The following is a 14,025-nucleotide window of genomic DNA, read 5'->3' as shown; positions in this document are numbered from 1 at the left end:
CCCCGGGTGCTCAGGCCTGCCCGGCCACCCAATCGAAGGACCATGGCAGCAGTTCACCGATCGCGATGCTGCGCGCCCCGGCCGGGGTCTGGACAATGACCCGAAGCCGCGGATAGCTGTCGGCCATCACCTGCCGGCACCGACCGCACGGGTTCTTGATTCCGCGCCCCTGATTGCCCACCGCGACCACCACCTGCGGATCCACCGCCCCGGCTGCGCGAGCGGCTCCCAGGGCCACCAGCTCTGCGCACGGGCCTCCGGTGAAATGGTAGAAATTCACTCCTGCGTGCATCGTGCCATCGGCAGCAAGCACACCGGCCCCCATGGTGTGCATCCCGTCGCCGCCATCGGGCGCGTCGGTCACCGCCTCGATGGTTCGCCGGGCCAGCTCAACCAGTTCTACTTCGGCTTCTGCCAGTTCACGGCAGTGCAGCTCGTGCGGTGTTGATTTCATGGCTCCAGCCTAGCCGCATGCGTCTCGCAGCCGCGACGCTTGGGCCTGTCTGCCGAAAGCGCCACAACGCAGAAAATCCGCTACCCGAGCATGTCGGATAACGGATTTCTGGCTAAGGTCCTGGCGGACTAGTGTCCTTCGACGCTGTTCTCGTCGAATGGACGGTTGCCGGCCAGCACTGCCTGGGCCTGGTCCATGTCGATTTCCTTGGTCCACTTGCCGATCAGCAGCGTTGCCACGGCATTGCCGGTGAAGTTGGTCAGCGCGCGGGCCTCGGACATGAACTTGTCGATGCCCACGATCACGCCCATGCCGTCCAGCAGCTCCGGACGGTGCGACTGCAGGCCTGCAGCCAGGGTTGCCAGGCCGGCGCCGGTCACGCCGGCGGCGCCCTTGGAAGCGATGATCATGAAGACCAGAAGGCCGACCTGTTCGCCCAGGCTCATCGGCATGCCCATGGCGGTGGAAACGAACAGGGCAGCCATGGTCAGGTAGATGGCGGTGCCATCGAGGTTGAAGGAGTAGCCGGTCGGCACGGTGATGCCGACAACCGGCTTGGACACGCCAGCGTGCTCCATCTTGGCGATCAGGCGCGGCAGCGCCGATTCGGAGGAAGAGGTGGAGAAGATCAGCAGGTATTCGCGAGCCAGGTACTTCAGCAGCAGGAAGATGTTCAGGCCGGTGACCAGGCGCAGCAGGCTGCCCAGGATGACGACAATGAACAGCGCGCAGGTGACGTAGAAGGCACCCATGAGGATCGCCATCGAGCCGATGGCGGCCCAGCCGGTGGCACCGACCACTGCGGCGATGGCACCGAACGCGCCGATCGGGGCAGCCCACATGATCATCATCATCAGGCGGAAGACCACGGCCTGGATGTGCTTGATGCCGTTGAGCACCGGTTCGCCACTCTTGCCCATGGACTGCAGCGCGAAGCCGACCAGCAGCGCCAGCACCAGGGTCGGCAGCACGGGGATGTCGCCCGGAATCATGTCCAGCAGGAAGGCAACGGTGGAGTTCTCTTCGCCCTTGGCGCCAGACTCATACGGTTCGAGCTGCAGGCCCGAACCCGGGTGGATGATGTTGCCCACGACCAGGCCGATGGCCAGCGCGAAGGTGGACATGGTGATGAAGTACAGCAGCGCCAGGCCGCCGACCTTGCCGACGGTCGCCGCCTTGGCGATGGAGCCGACACCCAGCACGATGGTGCAGAAGATGACCGGTGCGATCAGCATCTTGATCAGCGCGACGAATCCGGTGCCCAGCGGCTTGAGCGCCTTGCCGAGATCCGGGGCCATCAGGCCGACCGCTGCGCCGAGCACCACGGCGGCAATCACCATGATGTACAGCCAGTGGGTCTTGTCCTTCTTCTTCGTTCCGGCCTGCGGCGAATTGCCTGCCGGCGTCATCTGGTCTGTGACAGCCATTGCGTGGTCCTACCCTCGTGTGCGTGTGGAACCGGACGGCGCACCCTTGCGCGGCCGGCATTACGTAGAATCGTTCTGTATCCATGGTGCGGCGCAAAGTGATCCGCATCTCCATTGCGTTCATATTGGTCACGCGGTGGGCCTGCCAGGAGCAACCAGCACGAGGAGATGCGCGCAGTGACCGATCATTTCACCGACCTGTCGCTGGCCCGGCGCGCCGGCAACACCGCTTCCCCCGCCCCGCTGAGCCGCGACGGCTGGTCCCTGGCGGTCGTCATCTTCGCGGCGCAGATGATGGTGGTCATCCTCGTTGTCGTGGGCCTGGCCGTGGCCACCTACCAGCACCAGGCGCAGGTGATCCAGGACGACAAGCAGGCCACGGTGGCCGCGATCTCCATCACCCTGGCCAACGACCCCTTCGTGGCCGAAGCGCTGGCCGGCGAGAACCCCACCGAGCTGCTGCAGCCCTACACCAACAAGATCCTGGACCGCGGGCAGGGCGTGGATTTCATCACGATCATGACCGCCGAAGCCCTGCGCGTCACCCACCCCAATCCCGCGCAGCTGGGCAAGCCTTATTCGGGAAGCATCCGCCAGGCGCAGGCCGGCCAAACCTACAACGAGGTCGCCTTGGGCACCCTGGGGCTTTCGGTGCGCACCATCGCCCCGGTGTACCACGATGGCAAGCTGGTGGGCATGGTCGCCACTGGCATCACGCTGGAAAGCCTGCAGTCGATCTACCGCAGCGAGCTGCCGCAGATCCTGGCCGTGTCGGCGCTGGCCCTGCTGCTGGCCGGCTTCAGCTCATGGTCCTTTTCCCGCTACGTCAACCAGGCCACGCTGGGCTTCGGCCCGCACGGGTTGCGCCGGCTCTACGCTTTCTATTTCTCCGCGCTGCATTCGGTGCGCGAAGGCCTGGTGCTGCTGGATCGGCGGCACCGCATCGTGCTCTATAACCAGGAAGCGGCCCGATTGCTCGGCTTCCCCGAAGAAGTCCCTCCCGGCGGGTTGGATCTCGACCAGGTGCAGATCCCCGAAACCCTGCGCACCCTGATGGCGACCGGGCGCAGCTGCAAGGACGAGATCCATTTGGGCGCCCGCACGGTGCTGTCCATCTCCCAGGGGCCGGCCCGCCTGACCAACGCGCGCCTGCCCCGGCGCGGCGGGCTGCCGGTACGCTGGTTCCGTTCCCAGCCGCTGACCGGCCAGGTCATGACGCTGCGCGATCTGACCGAAGTGCAGGAGCTGGCCGGCGAGGTGCAGTCGCTGAAGACCTTCTCCACCGCCCTGCGAGCGCAGACCCATGAGCATGCCAACCGCCTGCACACCATTGCCACGCTGATCGAAAATGGGCAGAGCGGCAAGGCGCTGGCTTTCGCGGTCGATGACCGCCAGCACTCGCAGAAGCTCACCGATGCGATTGTGCATTCCATCGACGACGTCTACCTCTCCAGCCTGCTGGTGGCCAAGGCCGCCCAGGCGAACGAGCGCGGCGTGCAGCTCGATATCAACACGCAGGGACAGATCCCGAGCGACGCGTTCGCCGCCACCGATATCGTCACGATCGTCGGCAACCTGCTGGATAACGCGCTGGACGCCTCGGCCGGCACCGAGGACGCGACGGTGTGGGTGGAAGTCGCAGCGGCCGATGACGAGCTGATCATCTCGGTGGCCGATTCGGGTCCGGGCATCGAGCCGGAATTCCTCGATCAGCTGCTGCGCTTCGGGGTCAGCACGAAGGCCGGCGGCCAACCGCGCGGCCTCGGCCTGGCGCTGGTGCAGCAGGCGGTGCTCCGGCTAGGTGGCACAATGAATGTTGACAACGACGCCGGAGCAATCTTCACCGTCACCCTGCCCCTGAAAAACAGCGACTAGACCGGGAGGTTTCGAGTGCACGACTCCGCTGCAGCCACGCCCGCGCCGGGCTTGCCCGCGCACACCTTCAAGGTCCTCGTTGTCGACGACGAACCGGAAACCGCAGCTTCCCACGCGAAGTACGTCAACCGCGTGCCCGGATTCGCCACCGGAGCCATTGCAGCCAATGGCCAGCAGGCGCTCGCGCTGCTGTCCGAGGCGCGCGCAGCGCACGAACCGTTCGACCTGGTCCTGCTGGATATGACCTTGCCCGACCTGCACGGCATCGATGTCGCCAAGCGCATGCGCGGCCACGGGCTGACCACCGACATCATCGCGATCACCGCGGTGCGCGACCTGGCGGTGGTGCGTTCGGCGGTCGCCACAGGCATCACCCAGTACCTGATCAAGCCCTTCACCTTCGCGGCGTTCACCGAGAAATTGGAGAACCACCGGCGTTTCATTTCCGAGATCAGCTCCAGCGGCCCGGATACCAGCCAGGCTGCGCTGGATAATGCGTTCTCCGCACTGCGCACCACCACCGCCTCGGCGTCGCTGCCCAAGGGCCTGATCCCTGAAACGCTGGCGCAGATCACCGGCCTGCTGCGCAGCAAGCCCGAAACCTGCTTGTCCGCCACCGAGCTCGGCGAAGAGCTGGGCATCTCCCGGGTCACCGCACGGCGCTATCTGGAGCATCTGGCCGAGGCCAAGGCCGTGGTCAAGCAGCCCCGGCACGGCACGAGAGGCCGCCCGGAATATGAATACCGGGCGGCCTCCCATGGCTAGCACTGCCGAGATCTAGGCCTCTGGACGCAGCAGCGGCACCAGTTCGTCGAGCACGCTCGTGTCCTCGATGGTCGACGGGACCGAGTATTCCTTGCCATCGGCAATCTGCCGCATGGTCTTGCGCAGGATCTTGCCCGAACGGGTCTTGGGCAGCGCGGCGACGACGGTGACTTCGCGGAAGTCGGCGACCGCACCGATGTGCTGGCGCACCAGCGCGACGATTTCCTTCTTCAGCGCCTCCTCCTCGACGTCGATCCCTGACTTGAGCACCACGTAGCCGCTGGCCCGCTGGCCCTTGAGCGCATCGGCCAGTCCGATCACGGCGCATTCGGCCACGGCCGGATGGCTGGCCAGCACCTGTTCCATGGCGCCGGTGGACAGCCGGTGCCCGGACACGTTGATCACGTCATCGGTGCGCCCCATGACGAACAGGTAGCCGTCGTCGTCAAGATAGCCGGAATCACCGGTCAGGTAGAACCCGTCGATCTGCGACAGGTAGGTATCGATGAAGCGCTGGTCGTTGCCCCACAGGGTGGTCAGGGCGCCGGGCGGCAAGGGCAGCCGGACCACGATGTTGCCTTCCTGGTTCGCTTCGAGCCGCTCGCCCAGCGCGTCGCGGATCTGCACGTCGAAGCCAGGCACCGGGGTGGTGGGCGAACCGGCCTTGGCAGGCAGCTCCTCCAGGCCCAGCGGGTTCGAGGCGATCGGCCAGCCCGTTTCGGTCTGCCACCAGTTGTCCACCACCGGAATGCCCAGCAGCTTCGAGGCGAAGTGGTAGGTGTCCGGGTCCAGCCGCTCGCCGGCGACGAACAGCGCGCGCAGGCTGGACAGGTCGTGGCTGGCGATCAGCGCACCTTCCGGATCGGCCTTGCGCACCGCGCGCAAGGCCGTCGGCGCGGTGAACATCGTGGTGACCTTGTGGTCGGCGATGATGCGGCCGAAGACCCCGGCGTCCGGGGTGCCGATGGGCTTGCCCTCGTAGAGCACCGTGGTGGCGCCGGCGATCAGCGGCGCGTAGACGATGTAGGAGTGGCCGACCACCCAGCCCACGTCGGAGGCGGTGAACATGGTATCGCCCGGATGCACGTCGTAGATCGCGTTCATGGAGAACTGCAGCGCGGTGGCGTAGCCGCCGGTATCGCGCACCACGCCCTTTGGCGCGCCGGTGGTGCCCGAGGTGTAGAGCACGTAGAGCGGGTGGGTGGATGGCACGGATACCGGCCCGGCCGGCGACGCGGTCTTCGCCTGCTCATCCCAGTCCAGCCAATTGATCTGCTGCCCGTTGACCGGTTTGCCCTGGTATTCATCCAGCGAGTGCTCGAAGCCTTCGCGGCGGGCGACGATCACGTCCCTGACCGCAGGCTCCGCCAGGCTCAGCGCCTCGGCCACCGCCGGCAGGTATTCGATGCGGCGGCTCGGCTCGATGCCGCCCGAGGCGGTGACGATCGCCACCGGGGCGCAGTCGGTGATGCGCGCCGCCAGTTCCTTGGGCGCGAACCCGCCGAAGACCACCGAATGGATCGCGCCCAGGCGTGCGCAGGCGAGCATCGCGATAGCCGCCTGCGGGATCATCGGCAGGTAGATCAGCACGCGGTCCCCGGTCTTCACGCCGCGTTCGGCCAGCACGCCGGCGAAGATTTCCACTTCGCGCAGCAGCTCGGAGTAGGTGTATTTGGTGACGGTGCCCAGCATGGCCGAATCGTAGATCAGCGCGGTGCTCTCCCCGCGGCCGGCTTCGACGTGGCGGTCCAGTGCGTTGGCCGAAAGGTTCAGCGTGCCATCCGGGAACCAGCCGTACAACGGCTTGCGCGAATCATCCAGCGCCGTCTGCGGTGCCGTATCCCAGCGGATATCCTGGGCGGCTTGCAGCCAGAATGCTGCTGGGTCAGTGGTGGCTTGCTCAAAGGCCTGGCGGTATTCCTGCACCATGGTTCTCTCCTCCTGGCCCCGGGCGTCATTACCCGGCACCTGCGTGGTGATTGAGGTCGTCCTCTTGGCATTAACTGTATGAGTACGATCACATGATCGCAACTACGTTGTATACAGATTTCGAAAAAATTCCAAATAAATTGGATCCAGCTCACACATTTCCCGCTTCTATGTATACACTGGAGCCATGAGAGCAAGCGATAAGGTCTACGAGAGCCTCCGCGCCGACATCGTCGAATGGCGGCTGGCTCCCGGCACCGTTCTTGCAGAAGTAGAGCAGTCCGAACGCCTGGGCGTTTCCCGCACTCCGGTGCGCGAGGCCCTGGGCCGATTGGTCGCCGACGGCTTGGCGGTGCAGCAACGCGGACGCGGCGCCGTCGTGTCCGAGGTCAGCGAAGACCACGTAGAGGACCTGTTCGTTCTGCGCGTGGCGCTGGAATGCGCCAGCGCACGCGAAGCTGCCAAGTCGACGGGGCGATCGGCCTTCAACGAGTTGGCCAGCCGCTTCGAAGCAGCCGTCAAGGAAGTGGAGCTTCCCGGATCCCGGGAGTCCTACTACCAGCTGGTGCAGCTGCTGGACGAGTCGATCGACGAAGCGGCCAGCAACAAGTACCTGTCCAACGCGCTGCGCACCTTGCGGGTGAACCTGCAACGGGTGCGACGCCTGGCCAAGGACAACCCCGAAAGGCTCAAGGCTTCCGCTTCCGAGCATGCGGCCATCGCACGAGCGATTGCCAGCGGAAACCCAGAGGTCGCAGCCGCGGCCACCACAGTCCACCTGCACGAATCCTTCACCCACATCATGACCCACGCGGTCGGATCAGAAAGGCAGTTAGCATGATCAACCACCCAGTACGCGTATACCGCTCCGAGGAAAACCTGGCTCGCGAGAACCAGCTGGCACATAAGATCGCCAAGGTTGCCGCCGATCCGGTAGAGGTCACCAGCGAAGTGACCGAAATGATCATCAACCGCATCATCGACAACGCTTCGGTTGCCATCGCGTCGCTGAACCGCGGCCCGATCGTCGCTGCCCGCGCCCAGGCGCTGACCCACGCCCCTTCCACCGGCGGCAAGGGTGCCTCGGTGTTCGGCATTTCCGAGAAGGTGTCCCCCGAATGGGCCGCCTGGGCCAACGGCGTGGCCGTGCGCGAACTGGACTACCACGACACCTTCCTGGCCGCCGAGTACTCCCACCCGGGCGATAACATTCCGCCGATCCTGGCCGTTGCCCAGCACACCGGCGCATCGGGCAAGGACCTGATCCGCGGCATCGCCACCGGCTACGAAATCCAGGTGGACCTGGTCAAGGCCATCTGCCTGCACAAGCACAAGATCGATCACGTAGCGCACCTGGGCCCATCGGCCGCCGCCGGCATCGGCACCCTGCTCGGACTCGATGTCGAGACCATCTTCCAGGCCGTGGGCCAGGGCCTGCACACCACCACCGCCACCCGCCAGTCGCGCAAGGGCGAAATCTCCACCTGGAAGGCCCACGCCCCGGCCTTCGCCGGCAAGATGGCAGTCGAGGCTGCCGACCGCGCCATGCGCGGCCAGACCTCCCCAGTGCCGATCTACGAAGGCGAAGACGGCGTCATCGCCTGGATGCTCGATGGCAAGGATGCCGCCTACGAGGTGCCGCTGCCAGAGGCCGGCGAAGCCAAGCGCGCCATCCTGGACACCTACACCAAGGAGCACTCGGCCGAGTACCAGGCGCAGGCCTGGATCGACCTGGCCCGCAAGCTGCACGGCGAGCACCCGGAAGCCACCGACCCGAAGAACGTGAAGTCGGTGCTGATCAAGACCAGCCACCACACCCACTACGTCATCGGCTCCGGCGCCAACGACCCGCAGAAGTACGATCCGACCGCTTCGCGCGAGACCCTGGACCACTCGATCCCGTACATCTTCACCGTCGCCCTGCAGGACGGCGCCTGGCACCACGTGGATTCCTACTCGCCGGAGCGCGCCGGCCGTGCCGATACCGTTGAGCTGTGGAACAAGGTCACCACCGAGGAAGACGCCGAGTGGACCCGCCGCTACCACTCGCTGGACATCTCGGAGAAGGCCTTCGGCGGTTCGGTGGAAATCACCCTGAACGACGGCACCGTGATCAGCGATCAGATCGCAGTGGCCGACGCGCACCCGCTGGGCGCACGTCCATTCGCCCGCGAGCAGTACATCAACAAGTTCCGCACCCTGGCTAAGGGCCTGGTCGATGAGGCAGAGATCAACCGCTTCATCGCCGCCGCCGAGAACCTGGAAAACCTGGCCGCCGGCGAACTGGACCAGCTGAACATCCAGGCCGCAGCAGGCGTCATCGACACCGCGGCCGCACCGAAGGGCCTGTTCTAAGATGCTGTATTCAACCAAAACTCCAGATGCAAAGCGCGCCGCGCTGCGCGAGATGCTCACCCCGGGTGCTGCCCGCCAGTTCCCCGGAGCCTTCAACCCGCTCTCGGCCAAGCTGATCAGCGAGAAGAACTTCGACGGCGTCTACATCTCCGGTGCGGTGCTGGCCAACGACCTGGGCCTGCCGGATATCGGCCTGACCTCGCTGACCGAGGTCGCCACCCGCGCCGGGCAGATCGCCCGCATGACCGACCTGCCGTCGATCGTGGATGCCGATACAGGTTTCGGCGAGCCGATGAACGTGGCCCGCACCATCCAGGAACTGGAATACGCCGGCCTGGCGGGCTGCCACATCGAGGACCAGTTCAACCCGAAGCGCTGCGGCCACCTGGATGGCAAGAACGTGGTGGATACCGAAACCATGCTCAAGCGCATCGCGGCCGCCGCCGACGCGCGCATCGATGCGAACTTCCTGATCATGGCCCGCACCGACATCCGCGCGGTCGAGGGCCTGGATTCGGCAGTCGATCGCGCCAAGGCGATGGTTGATGCCGGAGCGGACGCGATCTTCCCGGAGGCGATGAAGAACGTCGCCGAGTTCGAGGCGATCTGCAACGCGGTGGACGTGCCGGTGCTGGCCAACATGACCGAGTTCGGCAAGTCGGAATTGTTCAAGCGCCAGGAACTGGCAGATGCCGGCGTCGCGCTGATCATCTACCCGGTCACCCTGCTGCGCAGCGCCATGGGCGCCGCTGAACGCGTACTGGATGCCATCAGCGAAGATGGCACCCAGCAGCGCGAAGTGGATAACATGTTGACTAGGTCACGTTTGTACGAGCTCGTGGACTACGAGGCCTACAACCGCTTCGATACCGGAATCTTCAACTTCCAGGTCCCGACCCTGGACATTGATTCCAACAGCGCGAACCTCTAGGCTCGCAAGCATTTAGCACCATCTGCGCCGGCCGGCACCCGCTGGCCGGCGCAATCCAAAGCATTACTATTCTCCGGCAATGAAGAGGAGCAAGAATGACTGCCACCGAGGAAATCAAGAAGGGCCTGGCAGGCGTCGTCGTTGACTACACCGCCGTCTCCAAGGTCAATCCAGAAACCAACTCGCTGCTCTACCGCGGCTACCCCGTCCAGGACCTGGCCGCGAACAAGTCGTTCGAAGAGGTGGCACTGCTGCTCTGGACCGGCGAGCTGCCAACCCAAAGCGAACTGACCGAGTTCTGCGCTTTCGAGCGGGCCAACCGCGCTCTGGACCCACGCGTCAAGGCAGCCATCGACCTGCTGCCAACCGACTGCCACCCGATGGACGTGGGCCGCACCGCGGTCTCGGTGATCGGCGCCAACCACCCCGAGGCCGAGAACTCCTCCCCCGAGGCTGAGCTGCTCAAGGCCAAGGAACTGTTCGCCGCCTTCCCTGCAGTGGTTGCCTACGACCAGCGCCGCCGCCGCGGCCAGGATGCCGTGGCTCCACGCGAGGATCTGGACTACTCCTCGAACTTCCTGTGGATGGCCTTCGGCGAAGAAGCGGCCCCAGAGGTTGTCGACGCCTTCCGCGTGTCCATGGTGCTCTACGCGGAGCACTCCTTCAACGCTTCGACCTTCACCGCCCGCGTGATCACCTCGACCCTCTCAGACCTGCACTCGGCAGTCACCGGGGCGATCGGCGCGCTGAAGGGCCCGCTGCACGGCGGCGCCAACGAAGCAGTCATGCACACCTTCAACGAGATCGGCATCAACAAGGAGGAATCCCGCGAGGATGCCGCCAAGCGTGCCAAGGCCTGGATGGAAGAAGCACTGGCCGCCAAGAAGAAGGTCATGGGCTTCGGCCACCGCGTCTACAAGCACGGCGACTCCCGCGTGCCTACCATGAAGGCCGCACTGGATCGCATGATCGAGCACTATGGCCGCCATGAAATGCTGGGCCTGTACGACGGCCTGGAGGCCGCCATGGACGAGGCCAAGGCCATCAAGCCGAACCTCGACTACCCTGCCGGTCCCACCTATCACCTGATGGGCTTCGACACCGAGATGTTCACCCCGATCTTCATCGCGGCGCGCATCACCGGTTGGACCAGCCACATCTTCGAGCAGCGCGCAGCCAACGCGCTGATCCGCCCGCTTTCGGCCTACAACGGCGTGGAGCAGCGTTCGCTGTAAGAATTTCGCTTCCTGGCATTGGCCACGGGAATGGCGCAAGCGCGTCAGCCCGTGGCCATTCGCATGCCCAAGCTATCCGGAGTTGCCGTCGCAGACCTCTTGCCCTATCGTTTAACGATAGAAACATTTCGAAGAACGATAAGGTCCTAGCCATGGGAAAATACAGCATTATCGGCCTGAAGGTAGTTCTCGCCGTCATCCTGGCCGGAACGCTCTTTGTGCAGCTGTTCATGATACCGATGATCCTTATCCATGAATCGCCAAGCAACGGCACCGACAAGTTCTTCCAAGCCGCTTTCCTCGGCTATCTGATTCTCGCCGGACTGGTCATTGAAACTTGTGTCTACAGCGTGTGGAAACTGGCTACGAGAGTCAAGCGCGGCACCGTCTTCGATCCCGCGTCGCTGGGCTATGTCACCCCCATCATCGTCGCCTTCGCGGTTGGTGCGCTTGCCACTTTCGCCCTCGGCACCATCTTTGCCGCGAGCACCGACATCGCCCCTGGGGTCGTCCTCCTCGTTGGCGGAGCCGGGCTGCTGATGATCGGGATCAGCATCATCGTGCTCGTGCTGCGCCAGCTGCTCGCGCAAGCCGCGTTGACCGAGGCACAGGCAGCTGAGCTGCGGACCGAGCTGGGCGGCGTCATCTGATGGGAATCCGCGTAGATATCGACGTGATGCTGGCCCGCCGTAAAATGGCCGTCGGCGAGTTGGCCGAACGCATCGGCATTACCCCGGCCAACCTCGCTGTGCTCAAGAATGGGCGTGCCAAGGCGGTACGCTTCAGCACCCTTGAAGCGCTGTGCCGGGAGCTGGATTGCCAGCCAGGCGACCTGCTGGTCTTTGAACCCGGCGAAGACGGGCAACTGGCCGATAGCTAGTCCCAGTTCTCGAAGCTGATCTCCTGCACCGAAATGTTGTCCCGCGCCAGCACGATTTCAACGGTGAAATTCCCACCGGCTACGAGCTTGGGCAGCCACAACGGGGAATCCTGCCACATCTGCTCGACCGGCAGGGCATCCGGATCTGCCCACAGCGGCTCCAGTTCCTCGGTGGCTTCCGGCTGGCCCGTTGATTGCCTAGCAATGAAGGTTGCGCATTCCATGTCGGCTGCCGGCTGAGCCGGGAATCGGAAATTGATTTGTGCCGCAAGCTCCAGTTCCTGCGGTGCGAGCACCAGGCCAGTTTCCTCGCGGAATTCCCGGATGGCCGCTTGCACAGCACTCTCTCCGGGCTCGATCTTGCCGCCGGGCAAGACGATATTTCCCTTGCCGAACCCGCGGCGCTTGCGCCCGAGCAGCACGTGCAGGCGACCGGCGCGTTCTTGCAGCAGGGCAACGAGGGCTACCTGCTTGGCACCGGGCATCCGGCGGCCCGCCACTAGTTCACCCTCGGGTGGGCCAACTGGTAGGCCTCGCGCAGCGAATCAACGGTGACCTTGGTGTAGATCTGCGTGGTGGTGACCGATGCATGCCCCAGCAGTTCCTGGACCACCCTGACATCTGCTCCGCCCTCCAGCAAATGCGTGGCGAAGGAATGGCGCAGCGTATGCGGAGAGACCTCGGTAGCTATCCCGGCCCGTTCGGCCGCCTTGGCCAGCAGCAGCCATACCGATTGGCGCGAGAGCCGTCCCCCGCGCTGGTTCAGGAACAATGCCGGGGTGCCCTTTCCCTTGGCGGCCAGCCCGGGACGAGCACGTACCAGATAATCGCTGACCGCACGCTGGGCGTACCTGCCGACCGGAACCACCCGCTCCTTGGATCCCTTGCCGAACAAGCGCACCACGGCATCGTCGGCAAAGTGCAGATCATCGACATCCAAGTCCACGACTTCGGATATGCGTGCGCCGGTGGAGTACAAGAATTCCAGGATCGCCCGATCCCGCAGTCCGGCAGGGGTTTCGATGCTCACCGATTCGAGGATCCGGGTGACCTGGTCGATGGATATTGCCTTGGGCAGGGATTGGCCGATGGCCGGGGGCTGGATCTCGCGGGCAGGATTCGGCGCGCAGATCCCTTCGAGCTCCCAGTACTTGTGCAGCTGGCGGATGGCTACCGAGTGGCGTGCGACGGAGCGGGCACTCAACGGCTGATGCTCTTCGTCTCCGCGCGAGAGCTCCTGCAGGTAGCCGCTGATGGCTGCCTCGGTAATCTGCTGCGGCTGCGCGATGCCTGCCGCTTGCAGCGCATCCGTGTATCGGGTCAGGTCCCTGCGGTAGGACGCCAAGGTGTTCTCGGCCAGCCCGCGCTCGATCGCCAGATGCTGCAGGTAGCGCTTGAGCGGGGTTTCGAACCGGTTGCTCATCCTTCGCGCAGGTACGGGTGCACGTCGAATGGCTCGTTCGCATCGCGCAGGTCGAGGTACTTGTTGGCGCGGGCGGCATGGGCGGCCAGGATGGCGATGGTCGCGGTGGGGTTATGGATCTTTCCTGCCAGCACCGCGGCAACGGCTTCTTCCAGGGGAACCCAGGTGCTGACCATTTCGGCTTCCTCTTCGGTCCGCTGATGGCGATGGTCTGCTGCGACCAGCTTCGCATCGCGTGCCAGGTAGATCCGCACGGCCTCGGCCGACGAGCCCGGGCTCAAGAAGACATCGGTGAGGATCGACCAGTGATCGGCGGTGCGGTCCGCTTCTTCCCACAATTCGCGCTTGGCGGCTTCCAACGGCGGTTCGCCAGCTACGTCGAGCAGGCCGGCCGGGATTTCCCACAGGCGCATGCCGACCGGGTGGCGGTACTGGTTGACCATCAAGATGCGTTCCTCGGCGTCCATGACCAGCACGCTGACCGCACCGGGGTGGTTGATGTAGTCGCGTTCGATCGTCGCCCCTGATTCAGAGAGCTTCACGGTGTCATGGATGACGTCCCAGATGCGGCCCTCGTACACGGTTTCGCGGTTCAGCAATTCACGCGGTGAGAATTCATCGGCTATCGGATGCAGCGGCACGAGGATCGTCCTTCGGTAGAAAAAGCTGGTCGTTACTCTCCAGCTTAAACAGCAACGCGCCGGTCAGTACTGACCGGCGCGCATTGCCTTCAGAGTTTCACCCCTGGCAA

14 protein-coding genes are annotated in these 14,025 nt (G+C 64.7%); 8 read left to right on the top strand and 6 right to left on the bottom strand.

The genetic code is table 11. The features are described 5' to 3' along the window. Positions 1-10: 10 nt before the first annotated feature. Both F0M17_RS05850 and F0M17_RS05845 read right to left on the bottom strand, forming a co-directional pair. Complete coding sequence (locus F0M17_RS05850; RefSeq protein ID WP_149596648.1) at positions 11-454, bottom strand: cytidine deaminase; 444 nt, start codon at positions 452-454, stop codon at positions 11-13. A 128-nt stretch (positions 455-582) separates the two neighbouring features. After that, on the bottom strand, positions 583-1,881 hold the full coding sequence (locus F0M17_RS05845) for a cation:dicarboxylate symporter family transporter (protein WP_038990332.1): 1,299 nt from the start codon (positions 1,879-1,881) through the stop codon (positions 583-585). Positions 1,882-2,058: 177 nt separating this feature from the next. Between F0M17_RS05845 and F0M17_RS05840 the strand changes: the two genes are divergently transcribed. Together F0M17_RS05840 and F0M17_RS05835 are read left to right on the top strand one after the other, a co-directional pair. Further along, positions 2,059-3,756 (top strand): sensor histidine kinase, encoded by a 1,698-nt coding sequence (locus F0M17_RS05840; protein WP_158024702.1) that lies wholly within the window; start codon positions 2,059-2,061, stop codon positions 3,754-3,756. A 15-nt stretch (positions 3,757-3,771) separates the two neighbouring features. Continuing rightward, on the top strand, positions 3,772-4,521 hold the full coding sequence (locus F0M17_RS05835; protein WP_083586917.1) for a response regulator: 750 nt from the start codon (positions 3,772-3,774) through the stop codon (positions 4,519-4,521). Positions 4,522-4,533: 12 nt separating this feature from the next. Here the strand turns inward: F0M17_RS05835 and F0M17_RS05830 are convergent, their stop codons facing one another. Further along, positions 4,534-6,450, bottom strand: a complete 1,917-nt coding sequence (locus F0M17_RS05830; protein ID WP_121866503.1) for an AMP-binding protein — start codon at positions 6,448-6,450, stop codon at positions 4,534-4,536. Positions 6,451-6,637: 187 nt separating this feature from the next. Between F0M17_RS05830 and F0M17_RS05825 the strand changes: the two genes are divergently transcribed. From F0M17_RS05825 to F0M17_RS05800, 6 genes are all read left to right on the top strand, one after another. After that, complete coding sequence (locus F0M17_RS05825; protein WP_038990330.1) at positions 6,638-7,291, top strand: GntR family transcriptional regulator; 654 nt, start codon at positions 6,638-6,640, stop codon at positions 7,289-7,291. After that, on the top strand, positions 7,288-8,805 hold the full coding sequence (locus F0M17_RS05820) for an MmgE/PrpD family protein (protein WP_149596647.1): 1,518 nt from the start codon (positions 7,288-7,290) through the stop codon (positions 8,803-8,805). The genes F0M17_RS05825 and F0M17_RS05820 overlap by 4 nt, the downstream gene beginning before the upstream one ends. Position 8,806: 1 nt before the next feature. Then, positions 8,807-9,736: a methylisocitrate lyase gene (gene prpB / locus F0M17_RS05815; RefSeq protein ID WP_038990328.1), complete on the top strand. Its 930-nt coding sequence runs from the start codon at positions 8,807-8,809 to the stop codon at positions 9,734-9,736. Positions 9,737-9,831: 95 nt separating this feature from the next. After that, entirely contained in the window at positions 9,832-10,971 is a 1,140-nt protein-coding gene (locus F0M17_RS05810; RefSeq protein WP_038990327.1) for a bifunctional 2-methylcitrate synthase/citrate synthase, read from the top strand. 152 nt (positions 10,972-11,123) lie between these two features. Next, a complete protein-coding gene (locus tag F0M17_RS05805; RefSeq protein ID WP_149596646.1) occupies positions 11,124-11,621 on the top strand; it encodes a DUF2975 domain-containing protein in 498 nt (165 codons plus the stop codon). Beyond that, positions 11,621-11,851, top strand: a complete 231-nt coding sequence (locus tag F0M17_RS05800; RefSeq protein WP_066137503.1) for a helix-turn-helix transcriptional regulator — start codon at positions 11,621-11,623, stop codon at positions 11,849-11,851. The genes F0M17_RS05805 and F0M17_RS05800 overlap by 1 nt, the downstream gene beginning before the upstream one ends. On the opposite strand, the gene F0M17_RS05795 is transcribed toward F0M17_RS05800, so the two are convergent. The 3 genes from F0M17_RS05795 to F0M17_RS05785 are packed head-to-tail and all read right to left on the bottom strand — an operon-like array spanning position 11,848 to position 13,915. Next, positions 11,848-12,351, bottom strand: a complete 504-nt coding sequence (locus tag F0M17_RS05795; RefSeq protein ID WP_149596645.1) for an 8-oxo-dGTP diphosphatase — start codon at positions 12,349-12,351, stop codon at positions 11,848-11,850. The two genes, F0M17_RS05800 and F0M17_RS05795, sit on opposite strands and share 4 nt — an antisense overlap. Further along, positions 12,351-13,274, bottom strand: a complete 924-nt coding sequence (gene xerD, locus F0M17_RS05790) for a site-specific tyrosine recombinase XerD (RefSeq protein ID WP_073707686.1) — start codon at positions 13,272-13,274, stop codon at positions 12,351-12,353. Before xerD ends, F0M17_RS05795 begins: the two co-directional genes overlap by 1 nt. Next, the gene (locus F0M17_RS05785) at positions 13,271-13,915 is read right to left on the bottom strand and encodes an NUDIX hydrolase (RefSeq protein ID WP_083586920.1); all 645 of its coding nucleotides are present in this window, start codon (positions 13,913-13,915) and stop codon (positions 13,271-13,273) included. The genes xerD and F0M17_RS05785 overlap by 4 nt, the downstream gene beginning before the upstream one ends. Between the last annotated feature and the right edge of the window lie 110 nt (positions 13,916-14,025).

Origin of the sequence: Glutamicibacter sp. ZJUTW (assembly GCF_008370855.1) — a bacterium.
GTDB classification, from domain to species: domain Bacteria; phylum Actinomycetota; class Actinomycetes; order Actinomycetales; family Micrococcaceae; genus Glutamicibacter; species Glutamicibacter nicotianae.
This window is presented reverse-complemented; position numbering and strand designations above follow the sequence as displayed.